Annotated in this window: 26 protein-coding genes; 5 read left to right on the forward strand and 21 right to left on the reverse strand. The window is 61.6% G+C overall.

Annotated features, from left to right (window positions below; translation table 11 throughout):
* Window positions 1–26: 26 nt before the first annotated feature.
* From pal to tolQ, 7 genes are all read right to left on the reverse strand, one after another.
* Window positions 27–518: a peptidoglycan-associated lipoprotein Pal gene (gene pal / locus V1288_RS06290; protein ID WP_057838504.1), complete on the reverse strand. Its 492-nt coding sequence runs from the start codon at window positions 516–518 to the stop codon at window positions 27–29.
* 230 nt (window positions 519–748) lie between these two features.
* The gene (locus V1288_RS06295; protein ID WP_334356247.1) at window positions 749–1489 is read right to left on the reverse strand and encodes an N-acyl amino acid synthase FeeM domain-containing protein; all 741 of its coding nucleotides are present in this window, start codon (window positions 1487–1489) and stop codon (window positions 749–751) included.
* Between the two features lie 165 nt (window positions 1490–1654).
* Window positions 1655–3988: a putative bifunctional diguanylate cyclase/phosphodiesterase gene (locus V1288_RS06300; protein ID WP_334356248.1), complete on the reverse strand. Its 2334-nt coding sequence runs from the start codon at window positions 3986–3988 to the stop codon at window positions 1655–1657.
* Window positions 3989–4169: 181 nt separating this feature from the next.
* A complete protein-coding gene (gene tolB, locus V1288_RS06305; RefSeq protein ID WP_334361207.1) occupies window positions 4170–5498 on the reverse strand; it encodes a Tol-Pal system beta propeller repeat protein TolB in 1329 nt (442 codons plus the stop codon).
* 87 nt (window positions 5499–5585) lie between these two features.
* Window positions 5586–6488, reverse strand: a complete 903-nt coding sequence (locus V1288_RS06310; RefSeq protein ID WP_334361208.1) for a protein TolA — start codon at window positions 6486–6488, stop codon at window positions 5586–5588.
* A 74-nt stretch (window positions 6489–6562) separates the two neighbouring features.
* Entirely contained in the window at window positions 6563–7039 is a 477-nt protein-coding gene (locus tag V1288_RS06315; RefSeq protein ID WP_057850190.1) for a biopolymer transporter ExbD, read from the reverse strand.
* A gap of 36 nt (window positions 7040–7075) precedes the next feature.
* Window positions 7076–7789, reverse strand: a complete 714-nt coding sequence (gene tolQ / locus V1288_RS06320) for a protein TolQ (protein ID WP_334356249.1) — start codon at window positions 7787–7789, stop codon at window positions 7076–7078.
* Between the two features lie 1153 nt (window positions 7790–8942).
* On the opposite strand from tolQ, the gene V1288_RS06325 reads away from it, so the two are divergent.
* Complete coding sequence (locus V1288_RS06325; protein WP_334356250.1) at window positions 8943–10208, forward strand: serine hydrolase domain-containing protein; 1266 nt, start codon at window positions 8943–8945, stop codon at window positions 10206–10208.
* A gap of 51 nt (window positions 10209–10259) precedes the next feature.
* On the opposite strand, the gene V1288_RS06330 is transcribed toward V1288_RS06325, so the two are convergent.
* The 11 genes from V1288_RS06330 to V1288_RS06380 all read right to left on the reverse strand — a co-directional run bounded on the left by V1288_RS06330 (window position 10260) and on the right by V1288_RS06380 (window position 17066).
* A complete protein-coding gene (locus V1288_RS06330; RefSeq protein ID WP_334356251.1) occupies window positions 10260–10721 on the reverse strand; it encodes a DUF302 domain-containing protein in 462 nt (153 codons plus the stop codon).
* Between the two features lie 99 nt (window positions 10722–10820).
* The gene (locus V1288_RS06335) at window positions 10821–11543 is read right to left on the reverse strand and encodes a cytochrome c biogenesis CcdA family protein (RefSeq protein WP_442893915.1); all 723 of its coding nucleotides are present in this window, start codon (window positions 11541–11543) and stop codon (window positions 10821–10823) included.
* Between the two features lie 22 nt (window positions 11544–11565).
* A complete protein-coding gene (locus V1288_RS06340) occupies window positions 11566–11958 on the reverse strand; it encodes a thioredoxin family protein (protein WP_334356252.1) in 393 nt (130 codons plus the stop codon).
* A 393-nt stretch (window positions 11959–12351) separates the two neighbouring features.
* Window positions 12352–12837, reverse strand: coding sequence for a DUF2852 domain-containing protein (locus V1288_RS06345; RefSeq protein ID WP_334361210.1), 486 nt, complete (start codon window positions 12835–12837; stop codon window positions 12352–12354).
* A 108-nt stretch (window positions 12838–12945) separates the two neighbouring features.
* Complete coding sequence (locus tag V1288_RS06350) at window positions 12946–13656, reverse strand: TetR/AcrR family transcriptional regulator (protein WP_334356253.1); 711 nt, start codon at window positions 13654–13656, stop codon at window positions 12946–12948.
* Window positions 13657–13777: 121 nt separating this feature from the next.
* Window positions 13778–14143: a hypothetical protein gene (locus tag V1288_RS06355; RefSeq protein WP_334356254.1), complete on the reverse strand. Its 366-nt coding sequence runs from the start codon at window positions 14141–14143 to the stop codon at window positions 13778–13780.
* A gap of 86 nt (window positions 14144–14229) precedes the next feature.
* Window positions 14230–14655 (reverse strand): YciI family protein, encoded by a 426-nt coding sequence (locus V1288_RS06360; protein WP_334356255.1) that lies wholly within the window; start codon window positions 14653–14655, stop codon window positions 14230–14232.
* A 131-nt stretch (window positions 14656–14786) separates the two neighbouring features.
* On the reverse strand, window positions 14787–15203 hold the full coding sequence (locus V1288_RS06365; RefSeq protein ID WP_334356256.1) for a YciI family protein: 417 nt from the start codon (window positions 15201–15203) through the stop codon (window positions 14787–14789).
* A 194-nt stretch (window positions 15204–15397) separates the two neighbouring features.
* The gene (locus V1288_RS06370; protein WP_334356257.1) at window positions 15398–15766 is read right to left on the reverse strand and encodes a nuclear transport factor 2 family protein; all 369 of its coding nucleotides are present in this window, start codon (window positions 15764–15766) and stop codon (window positions 15398–15400) included.
* 12 nt (window positions 15767–15778) lie between these two features.
* Window positions 15779–16432, reverse strand: a complete 654-nt coding sequence (locus V1288_RS06375; protein ID WP_334356258.1) for a glutathione S-transferase family protein — start codon at window positions 16430–16432, stop codon at window positions 15779–15781.
* Window positions 16433–16520: 88 nt separating this feature from the next.
* The gene (locus V1288_RS06380; RefSeq protein ID WP_334356259.1) at window positions 16521–17066 is read right to left on the reverse strand and encodes a dihydrofolate reductase family protein; all 546 of its coding nucleotides are present in this window, start codon (window positions 17064–17066) and stop codon (window positions 16521–16523) included.
* A gap of 115 nt (window positions 17067–17181) precedes the next feature.
* On the opposite strand from V1288_RS06380, the gene V1288_RS06385 reads away from it, so the two are divergent.
* The 4 genes from V1288_RS06385 (at window position 17182) to V1288_RS06400 (ending at window position 21144) form a co-directional block, all read left to right on the forward strand.
* Window positions 17182–17694, forward strand: coding sequence for a winged helix-turn-helix transcriptional regulator (locus tag V1288_RS06385; RefSeq protein WP_334356260.1), 513 nt, complete (start codon window positions 17182–17184; stop codon window positions 17692–17694).
* A 215-nt stretch (window positions 17695–17909) separates the two neighbouring features.
* Window positions 17910–19589: a methyl-accepting chemotaxis protein gene (locus tag V1288_RS06390; RefSeq protein WP_334356261.1), complete on the forward strand. Its 1680-nt coding sequence runs from the start codon at window positions 17910–17912 to the stop codon at window positions 19587–19589.
* A 161-nt stretch (window positions 19590–19750) separates the two neighbouring features.
* Window positions 19751–20536, forward strand: coding sequence for an SDR family NAD(P)-dependent oxidoreductase (locus V1288_RS06395; RefSeq protein WP_334356262.1), 786 nt, complete (start codon window positions 19751–19753; stop codon window positions 20534–20536).
* A 176-nt stretch (window positions 20537–20712) separates the two neighbouring features.
* Window positions 20713–21144 (forward strand): hypothetical protein, encoded by a 432-nt coding sequence (locus V1288_RS06400; protein WP_442894012.1) that lies wholly within the window; start codon window positions 20713–20715, stop codon window positions 21142–21144.
* A 99-nt stretch (window positions 21145–21243) separates the two neighbouring features.
* On the opposite strand, the gene V1288_RS06405 is transcribed toward V1288_RS06400, so the two are convergent.
* The 3 genes from V1288_RS06405 to V1288_RS06415 all read right to left on the reverse strand — a co-directional run bounded on the left by V1288_RS06405 (window position 21244) and on the right by V1288_RS06415 (window position 22821).
* Complete coding sequence (locus V1288_RS06405; protein ID WP_334356264.1) at window positions 21244–21657, reverse strand: VOC family protein; 414 nt, start codon at window positions 21655–21657, stop codon at window positions 21244–21246.
* A gap of 186 nt (window positions 21658–21843) precedes the next feature.
* Entirely contained in the window at window positions 21844–22380 is a 537-nt protein-coding gene (locus tag V1288_RS06410) for an SRPBCC family protein (RefSeq protein WP_334356265.1), read from the reverse strand.
* A gap of 27 nt (window positions 22381–22407) precedes the next feature.
* Window positions 22408–22821, reverse strand: a complete 414-nt coding sequence (locus tag V1288_RS06415; protein WP_334356266.1) for a DoxX family protein — start codon at window positions 22819–22821, stop codon at window positions 22408–22410.
* Window positions 22822–23031 lie beyond the last annotated feature (210 nt).

Raw genomic sequence — 23031 nt, forward strand, 5'->3', positions numbered from 1 at the left:
TTTGAAACTCTACGAAGTCGAATTCGTCAGGCGCCGGCGTTCAGCACCGTGACGGCGCGGCGATTCTGCGACCAGCAGGAGATGTCGTTACAGACCGCCACCGGGCGCTCCTTGCCGTAGGAGATCGTGCGCATGCGGTTCGGGTCGATGCCGCGCGAGGCGAGATAGCTGCGCACCGACTGGGCGCGGCGTGCGCCGAGCGCGATGTTGTATTCGCGGGTGCCGCGCTCGTCCGCATGGCCTTCGATGGTGAAGGAGTAGCGGTTGTAGGTCTGCAGCCACTGTGCCTGCTTCTCCAGCGTGGCGATCGCCTGCGGGCTCAGATCGGTCTGGTCGCTCTCGAAGAACACGCGGTCGCCGACATTGACGACGAAATCCTGCTGGCTCCCCGGGGTCGCCGCGCTTGCCATCGCGCCATCGGCGCCGACGTTGTTCTTGGCGCAGGCGCCCATCGACAGCGCCACCGCGACCACCGCCGCCAGCTTCCATCCCTGGAGGATACGCATTTGATATTTCATTCCGGAGCCTCCACGCTCACGTTTTTCGACTGTTATCCGGTCTACAGGTCGATGGTTAAGCGAACGTTCCGTCAACCTTGATGGAACCTTGCCAGACCCGATCAAATGCCGACAAACCGTGAAAAGCGACCGCGATAGTTAATGGTTTGTAAATGTGGCGCGACGGTGAAGGCAAGCGCCATCTGCTCAAAAACCCTGCAGTGAGGCTAAGTTAGCCACAATCCGCAAATTCAGGCGTTCGGCACGATCGAGGGGCGCCGGAAGGATTCAACGACCGCACTCGGAAAGAAGGGGCGCTCAGCCGGGCGATCGAACAGCATCCGTCGCTCGAAAGCGCTCGAGCGCATGATGGGAAAACGGGTCAAGACCCGTTCGCGCACGGCTGGAAAATCGCACGCCATCAATGCCACTTTTTTCAATACGTTCGGAAAAGAACGCGGCTCGGCAATGGTCTCCTGCAGAAAGACCCGGCGATAAAACGCCAGATGCTCGGCACGAACCTGCGCGAGCCCGGTATCGGCGTTGAAATACTCACATGCCAGATAGGCCAACCGCACCGTCAAATAGGGCAGTTCCGGAAACCGTTGGGCTTTTTCGGGATCTGCAACAAACCGAGCCGGATCAACGATAACTTCGCCGCGGTCGAGGCGAGGATGAAGAACATCGCCGAACAATTCAGTTGCAAAGGACGTCCGCGATTCCGGCGTCAGGACGTGGATGCGGAGAGAACTGCAAAGTTCGCCGTCAACATAGATTCCGAACGTCCAGGCGTTGGGCGCATCGTCATAACGATCGGTGACGCGCTGAGACTCTGAGGGCATGATCAACCCGCCATGCAGATAGGCTCTGTAACGCATCAAATACAGAGCGTCCCTTTCCTCGGGAGTTTCGATGAGCCGGTAGTCGACGCGATCAAATAGCCCTGCCCCCCGCACAAAGAGCGGATTGCGCGGTTCGGCTCCAGCCTTCATATGATGCTCCAACCATCCGACAACTTCCACGAGTATGGAAAGATTAACGGCCCCTTAACAAAATTGCAAAGGCTTAGAAGCGTTAGGGTTAACCTTTGCAGCCCGCAAAAACACGGGAGGAGCCGTGTCGAGAGCACGAACACAGGAGGACGGATTACCCTGAAGTCAGGCGATCGATCGCGAGGAAACCGCGACGATCTGATCGTCAGGCATGCGGCGACCGTGCGACGCGTTGAGCAACTGCCGGACCCGCACGGCCGGGACCGGCGGGCTGAATAGATAGCCCTGCGCTTCCGTTACCGCCCCGTCGGCGCTGATCAATTCAAGTTGCTCGTTGGTCTCGATGCCCTCGACCACCACCGACATTCCAAGATCGGCTGACAGCCGCGCCACGCCGCGCAGCAGCGTCAGCGGACGGTCGCTATCGATCCCTTCCAGGAAGGAGCGGTCGATCTTCACCTTCTGCAATGGGAAGTTGTGCAAGTAGCTGAGGCTCGAATAGCCGGTGCCGAAATCGTCGAGCGATATCCGCACACCGAGCGAATGCAATTGCGACAGCACGTCGTGCGTCAACTGCGTGTTACGCAGCAACGAGGATTCGGTAATCTCGATTTCGAGCCGGTTCGCCGGCAGGCCGGAGACCTCGAGTGCATAGCGGACTTCGCTCAGCACGTCGCGCTGATGGAACTGCTGCGGCGAGAAGTTGACCGCGACGCTGACGGCTTCGGGCCATTTCATGCATTCCATGCAGGCCTTGCGCAAAATCCAGCGGCCGAGATCGACGATCAAGCCCATGTCCTCCGCGATCGGAATGATATCGGTCGGCGACACCGTGCCGCGGACTGGATGATTCCAGCGTAGCAACGCCTCGCAGGTCGATATCCGGCCCGACTTGAGATTGACCAGTGGTTGGAAGAACAGTTCGAACTCCTCGTTGGCCAGCGCCTTGCGCAGGTCCAGTTCGAGGATACGGCGGGACTCGACGATTTGCGCCATCTCGTCGCGGAAGAAGCAGAAGGTGCCGCGGCCGTCGGCCTTGGCGCGATAGAGCGCCATGTCGGCATTCTTCAACAGCGTGTCGGCACTGATGCCGCGCGAGGTCACGGCAATGCCGACGCTGGCGCCGATCTCGACCAGATGGTTGTCGATCTTGTAGCGCTCGCTCAAGCGATCGACGATGCGCCGCGCGAGACCGGCGGCGTCGTCGGGGGACTGGATGTTCTGCTGGAACACCACGAACTCGTCGCCGCCAAAGCGCGCCACGAAATCCTCGGGCCGCAGCATTTCACGCAAGCGACCGGCCACCGCGCACAGCAACTGGTCGCCGCAGGGATGACCGAGCGTGTCGTTGACCTGCTTGAACTGGTCGAGGTCGACGAACAGCAGCGCCGACAACTGCTCGGCGCCCTGCTGGGCTGCCAGAAGATGTCCGATCTCGTCGCGGAAGTTGACCCGGTTGGGGAGTTCGGTGAGTTCGTCGTACCGCGCCAGATGGCTGATCTTGGCTTCGGAGTTGCGCCGCTCGGTAATGTCTTCCAGGAGCACGACTGCGCCGCCGCCAGCCATCGGCTGGAAGGCCCACGATAGTGAACGGTTTCTGGCGAGGTCGGGGTCGGCGGTGATGACGTCCTTGGCCTGTGAATTCTCGATTTCGGCGAGGATCATTTGTCCACTCGCCGCCGAGATCGATCCGGCAATCACGCAGGCGGCGATGATGTCGGGCGCGCTCGCGCCCTGCTGCACGAGATCTTCGGACAGATCCATCATTTCGCAGAAGCGGTGATTCATCACCGCAAGCTGTCCGTCGCCGCGAAACATGCACAGACCATGGGGCATGTTGTTCAAGGCAGTATCGAACTGTCCGGCGAGCGCCGCCTCGCGCTCGCGGGCCAGAAGCGCCCGCAGGAAGATGCTGTGCAAATTGGCCGACATCTGCATGACAACGACAAGGAATGCGGCGGTGATAACTGACATGGCGAGGTAATAGGGCGTGCCATTCAGCGCCAGCGCGATAACCGTTGGACCGAAGGCAATTGCAGCCTGCAACTGGAATATCCACTGGCGCCCATAGGCCCTGCCTGCGCCTCCAGACACGACTCCGGTAATGACGGACAAGCAAATCATGTGGGCGACGGCATCGTCGCTGGTCAGCAGAGTGACGAAGCCCCATATGCCGATTGCAGCGGCCTGGATCATCGCCCCGATCTGATATCGCTTTTTCCACCGTTCAGCTTCATCGGCCGTCAGGCTCGCTTTGCACGCTTGGTACCGCTGCAAATCGAAAGCCCGGATGGCACCGGCCAACAGCAGAAGCCCGACGCACACCCAGATCAGATTTTCGCCGGTCTTCAGCGCGGTCAGGCTCGCCGCGACGGCCAGGAAGAAGATGCCGACGTGCACCGGACCTTGAGTTTCGAACAGCGAATCGATCAGCGCCGCCGCAATCTTCGGCGATATCTGTCGCTGGTCCGGCTCTCCGCTCAGATTGGCGAGTTGCATATTCGGGGCACGCGTCCTGTTAGGGGTGCGTAGTTCTACCCTTCTCAGATGAAGTCTTTCTGAGGGAACATCGTTACCGAGGCGTTGCTTTTGAGGAGCAAGCGACAAATTTGCCTGAAAAATCAGCAGACTAGGCAATCGTTGCCCATCAACAACGGCCCGCCCGCCGGGCCGGGTTCCATCACGACAGCAGCGGCGACCATGCCGGGTCGGAGGCGAAGCCGGGCGTCGGTACCCGCAATTCGTTACGACCTGAAATATCGACGGTGAACAACGACGGCCCGCCGCTGCCGCCGGGCTCGCGGAAGAACATCACGACCCGGCCGTTCGGCGCAAAGGTCGGCCCCTCATTGTGGAAGCCCGAGGTCAGGATCCGTTCGCCCGAACCGTCGGTCTTCATGATGCCGATCGCAAACTGTCCGCCGCCCTGCTTGGTAAAGGCGATGTAGTCGCCGCGCGGCGACCACACCGGCGTCGAATAGCTGCCCTCGCCAAACGAGATACGCTGTGCGCCGCCGCCGGTGGCCGGCATCACGTAGATCTGCGGTTTGCCGCCGCGGTCGGATTCGAAGCAGATGCGGGCGCCATCGGGCGAGTAGGACGGCGAGGTGTCGATCGCCGGCGTATCGGTCAGCCGCGTCGTCGATTTCGAACGCAGATCCATCACGAACAGGTTCGAATTGCCGCCTTGCTGCAGGCTCATGATGATGCGCTGGCCATCCGGCGAGAACCGCGGCGAGAACGACATGCCGGGGAAATTGCCGACGATCTCGCGCTGTCCGGTGTCGGTGTTGAGCAGATAGACCCGCGGGTCGCCCTGCCCGAATTCCATGTAGGTGATCTCTTGCGTCGACGGTGAGAAGCGCGGCGTCAGCACCAGATCGGCGCCCTTGGTCAGATACCTGACATTGGCGCCATCCTGATCCATCAGCGCCAGCCGCTTGACGCGGCGCTCCTTCGACCCGGTCTCGTCGACGAACACGACACGGCTATCGAAATAGCCCTTTTCGCCGGTCAGCCGCTCATAGATCTGGTCGGAGATGATGTGCGCGATGCGCCGCCAATACTCCGCCTGGGTGTCATATTGCTGGCCGGCGAGTTGTTGGGCGGTGTTGACGTCCCAGAGGCGGAATTCCGCCTTCACACGCCCATTGGGCTGGCGCGTCATGCGCCCGAGCACCAGCGCCTGCGCGTTTATCTGTTTCCAGCTCTGGAATTGCGGAGGGACGTCGATGTTGGTGATGCGCTCGATGTGGGCGGCCTGATCGATCGGCGCGAACAGCCCGCTGCGCTTGAGATTGTTGGTGATGACCTGCGCCATGCCGACGCCGACCTCGGCATCCGCCGGTGTGCCCGCGACGAAATTCGGGATCGCAATCGGAAGCGGGGTGAACTCGCCTTCCGGAATGACGACCCGCTTCTGGGCGAAGGCGCTTCCGAAACCGCCCACCAAAAGGCCCGTCGAAGCCATTCCAGAAATGATCTGCCGGCGGTTCGGACGATACAGCATGTTCGGCAATCCATCCTTGTCAGTCATCGCTTCAAACTTTGCTCATATCCGTCATTGCCAGCAGGTATCCACCACGTGACCAAATCGTCAGACTTTTTCCTTGAACACCGGCGCGAAATATTTCCATTCCTCGTAAAGGGCCGCCGGCAGCTTGTACGGCTGGCATTCGATGATCGCGCGCAGCGCGCTCTCCTGATAGACGCGAAGGAAGGGCGTCGTAGGCACGCCTTCCGGAACCGGCGAGCCTTCAAGGGTGCCGTCGCGCTTCAGACGAATGGCAAAAGCGGCTTCAGGCTTCTGCGATTCGATGCCGCCATAGGGCTTTTTCCAGCACCGCTCGACCTGCCGCTGGAACATCGCGCCCCAGGTTGCGGAATTGTCCGCAGCCGCGCCCTTCGAAAGGCCGAGCGCGGCGTTGGAATTCAGCGTGTCGCCGGTCGCGGCCTGACGCGACGGGTCACGCTTGTCGAGCAAGGCTGCGATCTGGTTCTGATCGAAGTGCCGTTCCACAATCCTCTGCTTCTGCGGCTCCGGCGGCTTGGCGGCCTGTACCGGCTTCGGCGGCGGCTTCTTCTCTTCCTTCTTGAGGGTTTCGCCGATCGGGTCGACCTTCGGCGGATCAGGTTTTTTCTCGACCTGCTTCGGCTCTTCCTTCGGCTTCTCGACAACCTTCGGCGGATCGGGCTTCTTCTCGACCGGCTTGTCCTCGACCTTCGGCTGCGGCGGTGGCGCGGTCTCGGTCACTACAGGCGCTTTCTCGGTGATCTTGCCGACGGCGTCATCGACCGGCTTGGCTTCGGCGACCTTTTCGACCAGTGGCTTCGGGTTTTCCTTCTTGCCGGTCTTCATGCCGGCCATGACCTTGGCCAGCTGATCGGGAGAAATGACATCGACCGCGACCGAATCTTCCGGCTGCATTTCGAGGGCCTTGGTCGAGAACGACAGCATCACCCACCCCAGCACGAACACGTGCAGGGCAACCGATGCCATCACCGTCTTGTCGACCTTGACCTTCACTTGAGCTTTCCCGCTCCGTCCTCAGCCGTCGCGCGCCGCTGCATGGCTCAGGAGCCCTGCTCCGGCACGATGACGATATTCGCCTTGAATCCCGCCGTCCGAATATACCCCAATAATTTCATCATATCCGTGTAACAAACGTCCTTGTCGCCGCGCAGGTATACCACGCTCTCGGCCTCCGACCGGGTCTCCCGGATCGCCTTGATCTTGGGCAGCAGGTCATTGGCCGAAATCAGCGTATCTCCGAGATAGAGTTCGACGTTCGAATTGCAGGCCCCGCCGGTGCGCTTGACCGAGAGCGTCAGCGGCGGCGCATTGGCCGCGATCTGCTTGCCGCCGCCGGCGACGGGCAGATCGATATCGATGGTCGACGTCATCAGCGGCGCCGCCACCATGAAGATGATGAGCAGCACCAGCATCACGTCGACCATCGGCGTGACGTTGATCTCCGCCATCACGGCGGCGCGACGCCGGCCGCGGCGTCCACCGCCGCCACCGGCCGAACCTGCCATGTTCATCGCCATGATCTTGATCTCACGATGCGCTCGTCATTTGCGTCCTCATGCCCGCTCGTCGATCTGGCGGGACAGGATGGCGGAAAATTCGTCGGCGAAGCCTTCCAGCCGCTGCGCCTGCCGATTCACCTCGGACGTGAATTTATTGTAGAAAATGGTCGCCGGAATGGCCGCGATGAGGCCGATAGCCGTCGCAAACAGCGCTTCGGCGATGCCGGGCGCCACCACCGCGAGCGAGGTGTTTTTCGAGGCCGCGATCGACTGGAAGCTCGACATGATGCCCCAGACGGTTCCGAACAGGCCGACGAACGGCCCGGCGGAGCCGACGGTCGCCAGCACCAGGAGCCTTCGTTCCAGCCGCTCGACCTCGCGGGCGATGGAGACGTTCATTACCTTCTCGATCCGCATCTGCAATCCGGCGAAGGAGCGGGTCTGGCTCTCGAACGAGCGCTTCCATTCGCGCATGGCCGCGACGAAGCATGCTGCCATCGATTGCGTCGGTTTGGCCGACAGCGCGCGATAGAGTTCCTCGATCGATTGACCGGACCAGAAGGCCTGTTCGAAGCGGTCCATGGCGCGCTTGGTGCGGCCATAGAGGAAAATCTTGTCGATCGCGATCGCCCAGACCCAGACCGAGCAGGCCAACAGCCCCAACATGACCGTTTTCACGACCCAGTGGGCCTGCAGAAACAGGGAGATCAGCGACACGTCGGCGGAGACCAACGGCAGGGCTGCCGGAGCCACGTCGGCGGGATTCATGGGCGGTATCCTCTCAACGCAAGTGTCCCTATTTCCTCCGGGAGCAAATGGCTGCCGGTACCACAGCCGCGCGTCGGGCGTGGCGTCATGCGCCAGCGCGAAAGCTCTCTTGGTGTCGCATGGGGGGCCCGCCGAAAGCCGGGTCTTGCTTCCCCTGCCAACATGTCAAAACGAGGGCTGTCAGCGCGTCATTCCGTCCCTAACCAGACGCTAAGCTTGGTTAACACTAGGTTACTAAAGGGAAATGTGACTGCCGTAAATCGAGGCAGGCCGGGCGGTTACGGGGCTCGAGGTCCGGGTTCCATGCCCCCGGAGGTGGTGCCCGCCAGTGGCTTCGCCCTTCGAGACGACCGCTCGGCCGGCTTCTCGGGGTGCGTTCGCAGGGACGACGAAAGAGCTTTCGCATTCAATTTCAACGAGGCGACGCACCTTCACCTTCTCGCGGCGCATTGCGTCCGAGGTTTGCACTTAAACTGTACCCTCTTGTTCAGAGGGCGCAGGGAAGACCGGGTGCTTGCTGCACCCGCGGTCTCGCGTGCGATTTGCGCAAACAAAACTGCACACGAGCATACAGGGCAGCGGGAGCATTCCGGCCTTCCCTGCGCAATGGCTTTACGGCTTACTTCGTGCTCTTCCCGGAGAACGGCTCTGTTGCCTCCGTCGCCAGCGAGATACTTCCCGCCAACTTAACGCCAGCACCGCGGCGCCCGAACCACACGACTTCGCCGTACGCGTCCGGCGCGTACGTCTAGCGCGCCATCAGCGTCCATCGCATCTCACCGCACGTTCGTGACGATCGCGAGCCGCCCCTCAATCGGGTGAGACGGGCGGAGTTATGCGACTGATTTGCCCGACAAGTGAAGCGGAATATTTTTGCCCGCCAATCTGGACGACCCAAATCGCGTTGAAATGGCTGGTGGAATTCGTCTTTGCGCGCAGCGCCTTTGGCAACCATTGAACGCGCGACGGCGCAGTCGGTGCTTGCTGTTTTGGCCGTCGGGGCAGCGCGGAACAAATTTTGCGGCGCCGGACAACCGCCCTGCTCCCACGCTCGCCTTGTCGCTCGGACAGGCGTGATCTAAACATGGCGCCAACCATAAGGCGCCAACCATAATAAGCGTGCGGGTCTGATCCGCATTCGAGGGAGAAGACAATGAAGGCATTCATGATGGCCGCGGCGGTTGTTGCCGGCTTCGCTGCCAATGCGGCGAATGCCGCGCCGCTGCCCGAGGCAAAGCCGGATGACGCTGGATTTTCGCAGCAAGGATTGGCCCGCCTGGACGATTTTTTCGCCCGCGAGATCGCCGCGAAACGTGTGCCCGGCGCCGTGGTTGCGATAGCCCGCGACGGAAAGCTGGTTCAGTACAAGGCGTACGGCCAGCTTGATCCGACCAAAGGCACGCCGATGCCGCTGGATGCCGTGTTCGCGCTTGCCTCCATGACCAAGCCGATGGCCGCCGTCGCCGGCCTGACACTTATGGAGCAGGGCCGCCTGGCGCTTCAGGCAAAGCTTGCCGACTACTATCCCGCGTTCGCCGAGATGAAGGTCGGCGTCCCGCAGCCGGATGGTTCGCTGAAGCTCGAAGCGCAGGTTTCGCCGATCTACATCCACGACCTTTATCGGCACACCTCCGGCCTGATGTATGGCGGACGCCCGGACAGCTCGAGCCCGGTAGCGCGTCAATACCCGGAGGGGACGGCGCCGGCGATCGAGGGCGATACGCAGGCGTTCATCGATCGCATCACGAAGCTGCCGCTGGCGCACCAGCCGGCGACGGTTTTCGAGTACGGCTTCTCGATCGATGTGCTCGGCGCGGTTGTTGAAAAGGTGAGCGAGCAGCGGCTTGGCGACTACCTGGCCGGCAATGTGTGGCGACCGCTCGGCATGAAAGACGCCACGTTCCAGCCCACGGAGGCGCAGCGGGCTCGCCTTGCCCGGCCATTTCCCAATGACCCGCTGACGGGCAAGCCGCAGGCGATCAAACTTCTCGATACACCAACGAAGTTCGACTGCGGTGGCGCCTGCGCGTTTGCAACCGTGGGCGACTATGTGCGTTTTGGGCAAATGCTGCTCAATGGCGGCGAACTCGACGGTCAGCGCATTCTCGGGCCCAAGACCGTGCATCACATGATCTCCAGCCACCTCGGACCTGACATCAAGAACAACGTGGCCAACGTCGAGCCGCATCGCGGTGGCTTTGGCTTCGGTCTTGGAGTGGCCGTGCGCACGAGCGAGGGTCTGTCCTCGGTTCCAGGCAATCCCGGCGAATTCACCTGGAATGGCGCCTATGGCACGCAGTTCTTCTGCGACCCGAAGGAGCGCCTTGTCGTCGTCGTGGGAACGGCGGCGCCCGGCGAACTTCGGAAGTACTATCGCGAGCAGGTCCAGGACATCGTCTACGGCGCCATGGTGCGGTAAGCTTTCTTCGCAGACGATGACATCCACGCGACAGCGCCGGCGCGAGCGCCGCTACTTTGTTGCCTCGTCGGTGATGTCACTCAAGGTCTTTGCGAACGCCGCATAATTGGGTGGTGCTTCCAATCCATGCCGCGGGTAAATAGTCTTATACAGATAATCGGCTGAATTATACGACAGCCATGCTTTGCCCTGATCATCCTCCCAAACCAGAACCTTCAAAGGATTGTCGATCGCCAGCAATGGCGTCTTTGCCATTACCGGCGTGCCGAGTTTGGGATTTCCAAATATGACCACCGTACGAGGCCGCATATCGATGCCGAATTTCTTTCCAGCGGCAGCGTGGTCGATTTCGGTGAACACGATGAAGCCGGCGCCTTCCCTAGATTTGACGGCCGCCTCAAAGCGCGAAATCGTATCCTTCACCGAAAAATTGCTGGGCTTCGTGATGATGCCGTCGTCCGCGCAAGCCGGCGCCGCGATGACCAGTGCTAAGAAAACGAACATGAACTTCATCGGAGCTTCTCCCTAGCTGGATTTCAAGGTCCTCAAACAAGTAACTGGCAATTCGTCCGAAGGGCCCCGCAAGTATGAGCCTCCAAAAGCTATGAGCCTCTAAAAGCGCGTAGTCAGATTGGTCAGCCATTCCGGCGAAACGTCGACCAGAAAGCTTTCAAGCGCCTTGTCCGCTCCGGAAATGATGAGCATGCCGACGACAACAAGCAAAAGACCGAGCGCGGACTTCATTCCGCCGCCGGCGGCCAACAATCGGCCGCGCCAGCGCGCCATCGTTTCCCGGGAAAGCCATCCCAATCCCACCAATGGGAGCGCGGCGCCGACACCGAACGCAAGCATCGTCAGCGCGACCTGACCAAGATCCCGGCCTTGGGCGGCAAGCAAGGATGCGGTTCCAAGTGTCGGCCCGACGCATGGGCTCCATACGGCTCCGAGCAGCACGCCGATCCAAAACTGTCCGACAATGCCGCTGGTGCGGCTCGTCGCCAACCTGCCATCGGCCCAGTTTCCGATCGGGCCCGCTGCAACTGCGATTTGCGCCTGTAACCGCGGCACAACAAGCACGACGCCGATAAGCATCATCAGCGTCGCCGCAAGGTAGCGAAGTCGATCCGCATCCAATCCTATCGAGTGGCCGACCGTCGCCGCAAATAATCCAATGCCGACAAACGAAAGGGACAGCCCGGCAGCCAGTGCCAAAGGTCCCTGACGATGACGAGATGCCGCGCTACCCAGGACGATCGGAAGTAGAGGGAGAACGCAAGGCGAAAGGATCGAAAGGATTCCTGCGAGGAATGCCAACAACATACTGCCGATCGTCATCGCGGGTTTCCCATCGAAAAGGTCAGATCGCTTTCCCGACCATCGCAAAGATCGAGTCCCGCTTGGTATCGCCGACCGAGCGCGCCTCTTCCTTTTCGCCCTTGAAGGCAATCAGGGTCGATTGCGTGCGGACGCCGAAGCGATTGAGCAGATCCTTCTGGCTGTCGAAATCGATCACGAAATAGACGAGTTCCCTGAACCTGGGATCGGCCCTTAGATCGTTCAGGATCGGCGCCTGCGCCTTGCAGGTCGGACACCACGAAGCGTGAACTGCAATCAGGATTGGCTTGCCGGCCTTCTGGGCTGCGGCGAACGCCTTGGCATCGAACGCAGGGACGTCTTCTGCCAGCACCGGCGAAGCGGCGAGAATTCCGACAACGAGCGTGGCGCCGATAAGGGAACGACGGGTCAGCATGATCTTCTCCTTATTGTTGATCTTGATGAACTTCGTTTCGGAAGCCACAAATGTTACGCGCCCGCGCCAACAGCGGCACGGGCCTCATGGGTTTCGCGGTTGGAGGTTCGACGCAGCCGCGGCAAAGGTTAGCGTTTCAGCGGAAAACGGCGTCGCCTCATGATTTTCAGTGCTTGTTGTTCTCTTGACGCCGACAAAGGATGGGCCGGTATCAAGCAAGTTCCAAAAAACAAGCCGCCCACCTGCTTTCGCAGATGGGCGGCTGTATCGCCATCAGGCATCATGGGGGCATCACGCCTGAGGCTGAACTCTCACTCGCGACGGGCGCTTTACTTTTGACGCGCTTTCTTCACGCGAACCGGTATCCACTTCGCTTGAAAACGCTATGCGCGCTCAGCCCTGCTGCGGCTGGTCGTTCGGCGGGGTCGGACGCGTCTTGTGCTGCGCCATGAACGCGTCGAACTCTTCCTTGTCCTTGGCGTGACGCAGGCGATCGAGGAAATTCTTGAACTCGACCTGCTCTTCCTCGAGCCGGCGCAGGGTTTCCATGCGGTACTCGTCGAAGGCGCGGTTGCCGCTGGTGGGCGCGCCGAAGCCGAAGCCGCCAAAGCCGCGGCCCTCCATGCGGTTGCGCATCCGGTCCATCTTGTACTGCATCCGCTCCATCTTGTTCTGCCAACGATCCCCGTGACTCCAGCAACCCATTTTTCTGCTCCCTAGTGTGAAAAAGAGGAGGGCAAGGCCGATCGGCCACCAGATGATGAAGCCGAGGATGGTCACGGCGATCCAGCCGGGGTGCCAGGGGCTCTCAAGCATATGCGGGCGATAGTGCTCTTCCGTCGGGCCGCGCCATCGATTGACATCTGCGGTGTAGGCCATTTCCCTCTCCATGACGGCGATCACGCCGTTGTGAATGTAAATAACATTTACATACCTAAACCATCCCGCGTTTTTGTCAAGCGTGCGGCTCGCCGCAGCTTCGAAAAATTATTTTGGGGTGCCCCAGGGACCAGCGGGCGGCACTGGCGGCGGACCCGGCGGTTTGGGTTCCGGCCGGCGATCGGTCGGGAAGCCGAGGCCGCGCAGATAGATCAGCACTTCGGCTTCCAGGAGATCCTCTGGAGACATCGGCAGCTTGCGCCGCGCCGCATCGCCGCGGCCGAACAGCGAGGCCACGCCATGCGCCATCGACCAGATGTGCAGCGCCATCATCATCGCCGGCGGCCGCGGCATGCCGGGCGGCGCCATCGCGGCAAGCCGTTCGGCGGCGGCGCGGATGATGGCGAACGCCCGCTCGCTGGCGGCCATCAGTGTAGGGTTTAAATCAACCGGAATGCCGGATTCGAACATCGCCGAGTAGAACGCGGGCTCGTTGCGGGCGAAGGCAAGATAGGCCTTGCCTACCCGCTCGAACGCCGAGACCGTGTCCGGGCGGCCGTCGTCCCAGGCCTGCGTCAGCAGCGCCTCGAACTGCTCAAAGCCGCGCTGGGCGATCGAGGACAGCAATTCATCGCGGTCACGGAAATGGCGATAAGGCGCGGCCGGGCTGACGCCGGCCATCCGCGCCGCATCGGCAAAGGTGAAGCCGGCCGCGCCCTTCTCGGCGATCAGGCCGAGCGCCGCCTGCAGCAACGCCTCTTTCAAATTGCCGTGATGGTAGCCGCGCTCGGTGCGGCGTTGTTCCTTGCGCCAGCTCATGTGAAAGGCTTTTACATGAGCCGGCGGAAAAGGTCACTTATTTTGAGGCCGTTAACCGGTGTTCATCAAGATTAACGGCGTGCGGCGCGACGCGGTTCCGGCCGGTTCCAGCCGCCACGGTCTAACCGCCCGGGATCGGGAGGACCGGCATGATCTCCACGCGCTCGCCGGGGAAGATCGCAAAATGCGGGTGGTTCTCGAACAGTTTCGCGGCGGCCTCATGCGAGCCGGCGCGCACCACCGTGAAGGCGCCCATCTCGTTGGCGATGTCGGCAATACCGTTTGAATCGACCTTCTTGGTCTTGCCGAGCGGGCCACCCATGGCGACGATCGCCGCCTGGTGCTTTTCGACCCAAGCTTTCCACGCCGCGATTCCCTGTTGCTCCCTGTCGCGCCGCTCAGCCTCAGACAGCGCATTCCAGGCCGTCATGTTCGCGCTGGTCTTGCTGCCGAGGAAGACGGCGAGGAACGTATCGTTGGTGCTCATGGGGTTTCTCCTCCCTTGTGGTTGACGGATCGCGATAGGCTCTCAACTAACGGCGTGCGCAGCTCTGTTGCAGCGGCCTTTCGGACTCATTGCGCCTTGTGCGCATTTCCCTTCTGCAGCTCGTCGAAGCCCTTGGCTGCCTGTTGCACTTCTTCCGAGAAATCGGCCATCTCCTGCACCTGGCGGATCTCGATGATTTCGTTCTCGGAGGCCGGGCACTTCTTTGCCCAGGCGATCGCCTCCTCGCGCGACTTCACGTTGATCATCCAGTAGCCGCCGAGCACTTCCTTGGCCTCGGTGAAGGGACCGTCGGTGACGACAGGCTTGCCGGCGGCGAAGGAAACCCGCGCGCCCATCGACGGCGGATGCAGCCCGTCGAGCGCGATCAGCACGCCGGCCTCTTTGAGCGCCTCGTTGTATTTCATCATCGCCTTGACCCGTTCAGGGTCGAGCTGGACATCCGGCGGCGCGGTCTCATAGCCCAGGGGGATCATCAGCATCATGAATCGCATGGTGGGTGTCCTTTGCGCTGCGTTGTCATTCCGGGGCGCGAAGCGAACCCGGAATCTCGAGATTCCCCGATGCGCAATTGCGCATCTGAGGTCTGGTCCTTCGGACCATCCCGGAATGACGGTGGATGGACTTATTTCTTCGCGGCCTGCGCGCGCAGGCGCTCTTCCTGCTCGCGCAGTTCGGGGGTCAGCGCTTCGCCGAAATCCTCCGCGGCAAACACCTGGCGGATCTCGATCTCGTCGCCATCGAGGAACGGGGCGCGCTTCATCCAGTCGATCGCGTCATCCAGCGACTTGGTGTTGATCAGCCAGAATCCGGCGACCAGATCGCCGGAGAGCGGGAACGGCCCGCGGCTGACGCCGCCCTGCCCGCTGCCATACTTGATCCGGGCACCCTTCGCGGTCGGATGCAGGCCCTCGCCCGCCTCCATCACGCCGGCCTTCACCAATTCCTCGTTGAACTTGCCCATCGCGGTCAGCAGTTCCGTGCTCGGCATCACGCCGGCTTCCGAATCCTTGCTGGCCTTCACAATCACCATGAATCGCATCGTTATTCTCCGTTGTGATCCTCTTGGGCCGGCTGCTGTCACGTCGGCCTTCGTCAACAAGACGAGCGGGCTTTTACGCCGCCGACATGTCGGTGAAAATTATTTTTGGAGTAATCGTGCCCCCGGGCGCGGCGCAGCAAGCCGCTCAGCAGCTTATGGTCGTGCATCGCGTCCGGGGGCGAAGCAAACAGCAACTACCCCGGCTGCCTGACGAAATTGCCGTTTTGGTAGGTCGCGCCGAAATAGACGTCGATGCGTCTTACCTTGTCGCCATCGAAAACGAAGAATTCGGTATTGCGGAAGCTTCGGCCACCTTTGGCTACGCAGCGATAGGTCACAAAGACTTCATCGCCGTCGACGACGATTTTCTCCAGTTCGTGCCGTTCGATCCACTCGCTGCCCTTCCAGCACCGCTCGAAATAGGTCGGCTTGTCGATGTTGTCGTCATAAGGGCTGGTGAAGCGGAAATCGTCGCTGAGCGCGGCCTCCACCAACTGGCGGTTGTTGGCCAGATAGGCCGCAAAAATCGCGCGAATGCTATCCGCCCTGTCGATCGCTGCCATTCAATGTTCCTCTCAAGGCTCCTTCGGTACCATCTGGAAATACGGCTCCGCCTCCCTCATCACGCGCGCGAATGAGGGACGCGCCTTCAGCCGCTCGAGATAGGCCGCGAGATTCCTGTTCGCGTCGCCGAACGGCTCGGCCATGCTGCCGTAGAACAGCGACGGCGCGGCGGCGCAGTCGGCGAGGCTGAAATCCGCGCCCATCGCCCAGGCGCCGCCTGCCATCTGCTGCTCGATCATGGCGTAGGATATCCGCAACTGCGCGCGTGCTTCCTCGACGCCGTGCGGATCTCGTTTCCCTTCAGGCCGCAGCCGGTCTGTCATGATCTTCTGCATCGGCAGATGCACATAGAGATCGTAGAAGCGGTCGCGCAGCCGCGTCTGCAAGGCGCGGGTGGGATCGTCAGGGATGAAGCGCGTGCGGCCGCCATAGTTTCGGTCGAGATATTCGATGATGATGCTGGATTCCGGCACGGTCTCGCTCCGCGCATCGTCGCGCAGTACCGGAAATTTGCCGATGCCCCACAGCTTCACCAGCGCGGCGCGCTCGGCGGGATTGCCGAGATCGACCTGGTTCGGCGTGAACGGAATGTCGTTCTCGTACAGCGCGATCAGCGCCTTCCAGCAGTACGAGGCCAGCGGATGGAAATGCAGGGTGAGCGACATGAAAATCTCCAGGTATCGACGGGCCTTGCCCGCGAGGTATCGACGGGCTTTGCCCGCGAGGTATCGACGGGCCTTGCCCGCAAGGCGATCAGGGGGCGGGCACGTAGCGCAGGATCACGACGCCGGTCGACAATGGCCGGCTGTCAATCAGCTTCAGCTTGCGCTTTTCGCCCGGCTTGAACAGCGGCGTTCCGCCGCCGAGGATGACCGGGTTCAGCGCGATGCGGAACTCGTCGATCAAGCCGTGCGGGATCAGGCTGTCGGCAAGATCAGCGCTGCCGAACAGAAAAATATCCTTGGCGCTGTCGCGTTTCAGCCTGGCGACGGTCTCGGGCACGTCAGCGCTGAACATCTGCGTGTTGTTCCAGTCGGACTTTTTCACCGTGCGGGAGAAGACGTATTTCGGCGCGGCGTTCATGAAATCGGCGACCTCGCCGGTCGCGCTAGGCCAATGGTTCGCCATCAACTCGTAGGTGACCCGGCCGAACAGCAGTCCGCCGGCGGCGTGCAACTGCTCAATACCCAATTGCTCGAGTTCGTCGCCCCAGACATCGGAATGCCAGGAAATGTCCCGGTTCGGGCCTTCGACGAAACCATCCAGCGTCATCAGGTTCCACATGATCAACTTCGCCATCGCGACACCTCCCTTGAAAACTGATTGCGATTTGCAACTGGTTGCATCCTGAGACAACTGGTGCAATATTGCAAGCAGTTTTTTGGGGCGTTCTGACGCCCGTCTGGAACCGAACATGACCGACACCAGCCGCTCCGGCTGCCCGATCAATCTCTCGCTGGAAGTACTCGGCGATAAATGGAGCCTGCTGATCATCCGCGACATGATGTTCGGCAACCGGCGGCACTTTCGCGAGCTGTTGACGAAATCAGAGGAAGGTATCTCCTCCAACATCCTCGCCGACCGGCTGAAGACGCTGCTCGACGAAAAGATCATTACCCGCGAGGACGATCCTACGCACAAGCAAAAGGGAATCTATTCGCTGACGGAGCAAGGCATCGAGCTGCTCCCCATTCTCGCGCAGATGGCAGCCTGGGGTTACAAATATCTCCCCGTCAGCGACGAGCTCGGCATCCGCGCGGGGCTGCTCAGCGAGGGCGGACCGAAACTATGGGCGGAGTTCATGGACGAGTTGCGCGAAAGCCATCTCGGCGTGAAGCGGCGCAAGCGAACGGGACCGTCGGTCGGCGAGCGGTTACAGGCGGCGTATGAGAGCGTGGTGCGCCGCAAACAGGTATTGCCGACTTGATCCAGGCCGGCGCTTTGCGCTCGTACAGCGCGTGACGCCGCACAGATGTACCTTCCAGGTCTATGTTTTTACAATGTTATCCGTCATCTTACGGAGAACAGCGTTAACGAATTCTTCTTTCCTTCGGATCAATTGTCCCATTCCTGGGCGATGAGGCTCGAACCGGCATTTGATCACAGCCTCACCAATTCACATCACTTTGGACGGGGTTGCTCGTGTTTCAATTCCTCAAGAATTCGTCTTCAGACAGGGCGCTGGCTGATGCACTCGGCCGGTCGCAGGCCGTGATCGAGTTCGGCATGGACGGCACCATCGTCACCGCCAACGACAATTTCCTCAAAGCCCTCGGCTACTCGCTCGGCGAAATCCAGGGCAAGCATCACAGCATGTTCGTCGATCCGTCGGAACGCGACGGCGCGGCCTATCGCGACTTCTGGGCGGCGCTGCGGCGCGGCGAATTCCAGGCCGCCGAATACAAGCGGATCGGCAAGGGCGGCCGAGAAGTCTGGATTCAGGCGACCTACAACCCCGTTCTGGATGCCGGCGGCAAGCCGATCAAGGTGGTGAAATTTGCGACCGATATCACCGCGCGCAAGATCAAGAGCATGGAGGACGCCGGCCAGATCGCCGCGATCAGCCGCGCACAGGCGGTCATTGCGTTCGAGATGAACGGCAGCATCATCACCGCCAATGAAAACTTCCTGAAGGCACTCGGCTACACGCTCGCCGAAATCCAGAACAAGCACCACAGCATGTTCGTCGAACAGGGCGAGCGCAACAGCGCGGCCTATCGCGAGTTCTGGGCAAAGCTCAACCGCGGCGAAAACCAGTCGGCCGAATACAAGCGGATCGGCAAGGGCGGCAAGGAGGTCTGGATCCTCGCCTCCTACAACCCGGTGCTCGACGAAAAGGGCAAGCCGTTCCGGGTGGTGAAATTCGCCACCGACGTCACCAGCCAGAAACTGGCGACTGCAGACCTCGCCGGCCAGATCGCCGCTATCGGCAAGTCGCAGGCCGTGATCGAATTCAACATGGACGGCACCATCATCGGCGCCAACCAGAACTTCCTCAAGACGGTCGGTTACGCGCTGGACGAGATCCGCGGCCGGCACCACAGCATGTTCGTCGATCCGTCCGAGCGCGACGGCGCAGCCTACCGCGAATTCTGGGCGGCGCTCGACCGCGGTGAATACCAGGCCGCCGAGTACAAGCGGCTCGGCAAGGGCGGCAAAGAGCTCTGGATCCAGGCGTCCTACAATCCGATCATCGATCTCAACGGCAAGCCGTTCAAGGTCGTCAAATACGCCACCGACACCACCGCGCAGGTGCTGGTGCGCCTAGGCAACGAGCGCGTGCGCGGCATGATGGAATCGGTGGCCTCGGGCGCCGAGGAATTGAACGCCTCGGTTCGCGAAATCTCTGAAGCCATGACCAAGTCGCGCGAGACGGCATCGACCGCGGTCGGACGGGTCGAGGCGGCCGACGCCCAGGCCAAGCGTCTGAACGAGGCGGCGCAGGCCATGAGCGGCATCGTCGAACTGATCGGCAACATCACCGGGCAGATCAACCTTTTGGCGCTGAATGCGACGATCGAATCGGCGCGTGCCGGCGAGGCGGGGCGCGGCTTTGCCGTGGTCGCGTCCGAGGTCAAGAACCTCGCCACCCAGGCCAAGCAGGCCACCGACAAGATCGGGCAGGAGATCGGCAATCTCAACGGCATCTCCGGCGACGTCGTGAGCGCGCTCGACAGCATCAAGCAGGCGATCCAGGGCGTCAGCGAATACGTCACGGCCACCGCGGCCGCGGTCGAGGAACAGAGCACCGTCACCAGCGAGATGTCGTCGAGCATGCAGCGCGCCGCCGCGGAAGCGAAGGCGATCGCGCAGCGGGCGTAGCGCTGCTACGGACCGGATCCGACACGGGACAACTCCCGTGTCGGATTTTCGTATGCCGGCTGCCCGCGGCATCGCTGAATTCCGCATCATTGTCGCCGGGACACGGGACAGGGCTTGGGTTATAGCAGCGGGAAATCTTTCTCTCGCAAACGGACCCGCCCATGCCCCCCTCCCCGCAAAAAGTTGCTCTCGTCACCGGCGCCGCACGCGGCATCGGACTTGCGACGGCCAAACGGTTTCTCGCCGAGGGCTGGCAGGTGGCGCTGCTCGACATCGAAGCCGAACTGCTGCGCGGCGCGGTCGCAGGCCTCGCCGACCCCGACAATACGGTGGCGCTGCATTGCGACGTCTCCGATGCCAAGGCGGTGGCGACCGCCATGGCGTCGGTGAGCGGACGGTTCGGCCGGCTCGACGCGCTGGTCAACAATGCCGGCATCGCGGTGTTTGCACCTTTGCTCGACACCTCGGATGAAGACTGGAGCCGCATCCTGCAGGTCAACCTCACCGGGCCGTTCCTGTGTACCAAGGCAGCCGCGCCATTGATGCGCGAGCATGGCGGCGCGATCGTCAACATCACCTCGATCTCGGCGGTGCGAGCCTCCACGCTGCGCTCGGCCTACGGCACCAGCAAAGCCGGGCTGGCGCATCTGACCAAGCAGCTCGCGGTCGAACTGGCGTCCCTCGGCATCCGCGTCAACGCCGTGGCGCCCGGCCCGGTCGAGACCGCGATGGCGAAACAGGTCCATACGCCGGAAATCCGCGCCGACTATCACGACGCCATTCCGCTCAATCGTTACGGCCTCGAGGAGGAACTGGCGGAAGCGATCTTCTTCCTGTGCAGCGATCGTGCAAGCTACATCACCGGGCAGATCCTTGCCGTCGATGGCGGCTTTGACGCCGCCGGCATCGGCCTGCCGACCCTGCGCGGCGCACGGCGGAACGGGTAAGGTCTCCCCCCCTCTCTGTTGCGGCCGCAAGCGGGCGAGATTGAAGGCACAGGCGGCTAGCGCTGGTTGACCGCAACCACGCGCCAACCGGCGCGGGCGCTTGACGAAACCTTGCCACATATGTCTGCGTAACTGCCTCAGGGCAGACAATGCTGACGAAGGAGCCGCACATGCCAATGGCGGTCATCAAGGTAGTCGTTGTCGCCGCCGCGCTGTTCGCGGCGATACTGTCCGCTCAGGCCGAGGTCCGCATTCTCGCCAGCCCCGGCGGACAGGTCGGTCCATTTATCGCGCTGTTCGATCGCGTGAACGCCTCCGGCGAGCGGGTGGTGATCGACGGTCCCTGCCTGTCGGCCTGCACGCTGGTGCTGATGATGGTGCCGACTGAGCGCATCTGCGTGACGCGCCGCGCGGTGCTCGGATTTCACGCCGCACGCTCGATCGACGGCCGCGGGCACATATACGCCGAACCGGAAGCCTCGCGGGATGTGGAGGCGGCCTATCCGGCGCCGGTGCGGGACTGGATCGGCCGCCGCGGCGGATTGACGTCGCGGCTGTTGCTGCTGCGCGGGCGCGAACTCGCCGCGATCTATCCGCGGTGCAAATAGGATTTGCAGGGTGGGCAAAGGCGCCGTCAGGCGCTGTGCTTACCATCTTCGATGCTGCACGAATGGTAGGCTCGCTTCGCTTTGCCCACCCTACGAGCCTCACATATCTTCCTTCGGGCAGTTGACCATCCAGGGAATGCCGAATCTGTCGACGCACATGCCGAAGCCGTTGGAGAAGAAGGTCTTGCCGAACGGCATGCGCACTGTGCCGCCCTCGGCCAGTCCGTTGAACCGACGCTCGGCGTCCGCGGGATCGTCGACCTGAAGCGAGACGGCAAAGCCCTGCGGCTGATGGTAATCGCCGGGTGTGGCATCGGAAGCCATCAATACCTCGCCGTCGATCGTAATGCTCGCATGCATGAGCTTGTTCTTCCACTCCGGCGGGACCGGCATATCGGGCGGTCCGCCCTCATAGCGAAACATCGCCCCGATCTCGGCGCCGAGCACCTTTTGATAGTACTTCAGCGCTTCCTCGCAATTGCCGTTGTAGAACAGATAGGGATTGACCTGCATCGCTGTCTCCTTGGGTTATGTAATCAGTCACGGCGCTCCCCGGACGCTGCGCAGCACCATATGCGGGTTCACGCGCGTCTTCGACGCGCTATGGTGATGCGCCGCTGATCCGGGGTCCATCTGGGTCCCGGCTCTGCGGTGCATCGTGAAGAACGCTGCACTGCGTCCGGGACAAGATAGCGACACTCATTTCTCGGTGAGCCTCTTCAGGTTGGCGAGACCGGCCTCGAAATCCTTTCCGATCATGTTGTCCAGATTCATGAACACCTGGATCAGCCTGGTCACGAAGCGGGCGGGACCATGCATCAGCCATGTGACATGGGTGCCATCGCCCTGCGGCAGCATTGTGAACTCGGCGGTGTTGTGGCCTTCGAACGGCGTGAAGAAATCGAGCTTGATGACGATCTTTTGCGGCGCGGAGGCTTCGAGAATTTCCATGCGGCCGGAACCGACGTTTTTGTCGCCGTCCCAGGCATAGACGGCGCCCTTGCCGCGCTCCGCGCCGCTATAGGTGCGCTTCATCGCCGGGTCCTTGTTTTCATACGGCGACCAGCTTCTCCACTGGTGAAAATCGTTGATCAGCGGAAAAATCGTTTCCGCCGGCGCCTTGATGCTGACCGAGCGCTGCACACCCAGCATGCCCGGCTTGGTTGCGGCGAGAGCGAGAACGGCGGCAATGGCGATCGCCAATATGACGGCGATGATGACGAGGACTTCAGACATGTCTGGCTCCACTAAAGTTGCCGCCGATCAGCGGCGGAACGGGATCAAGGTTTGCAAATTCCGGTCGCGCAGCCACAGCCCGCCCCACACCATCAGGCCGAGATAAAGCCCGAACAGCGTGTGCGTGAACAGAGGGCTGCCGATCCGCACATGCGAGGCCATGGCGCCGCCAAGATAGCCGGTGAGCAGGATCGCACCGAGGATCGAGGTCGGCGGAATGGAATAGAGCACGGTGCAGACGATGGTGATGATGCCGAGGCTCCGCGCCAGCGTTTCGCTCGAACCATAGCCCATCCTGTCCATGGTTTCGGTGACGACCGGCCACGGCACCAGCTTGATGGCGCCGTCGATCATCAGGAATACGATGACGAGGCCGGAGAGGATGCGGCCGGTCCAGCGTGCGGGGCCGGAGGCTGGAAGGGTTTCGGCGATGACGGTCATGATTGATCCCCGTGGTCTTGAATGGCTGCTCGGATTCAAGACGAATGGGGCGGGCGGAAGCCGACAGGAGGGAGCGAAAAATTCTTCGCGGCGTCTGCCGTTCTTCCCTTCTCCCCTTGTGGGAGAAGGTGGATCGAATGAGCGTCAGCTCATTCGAGACGGATGAGGGGTTTGTCTCCGCGGATGAATCTCTCGCATTGGTATTCGCGG

This window comes from Bradyrhizobium sp. AZCC 2176 (genome assembly GCF_036924645.1).
In the GTDB taxonomy this organism is placed as follows: domain Bacteria; phylum Pseudomonadota; class Alphaproteobacteria; order Rhizobiales; family Xanthobacteraceae; genus Bradyrhizobium.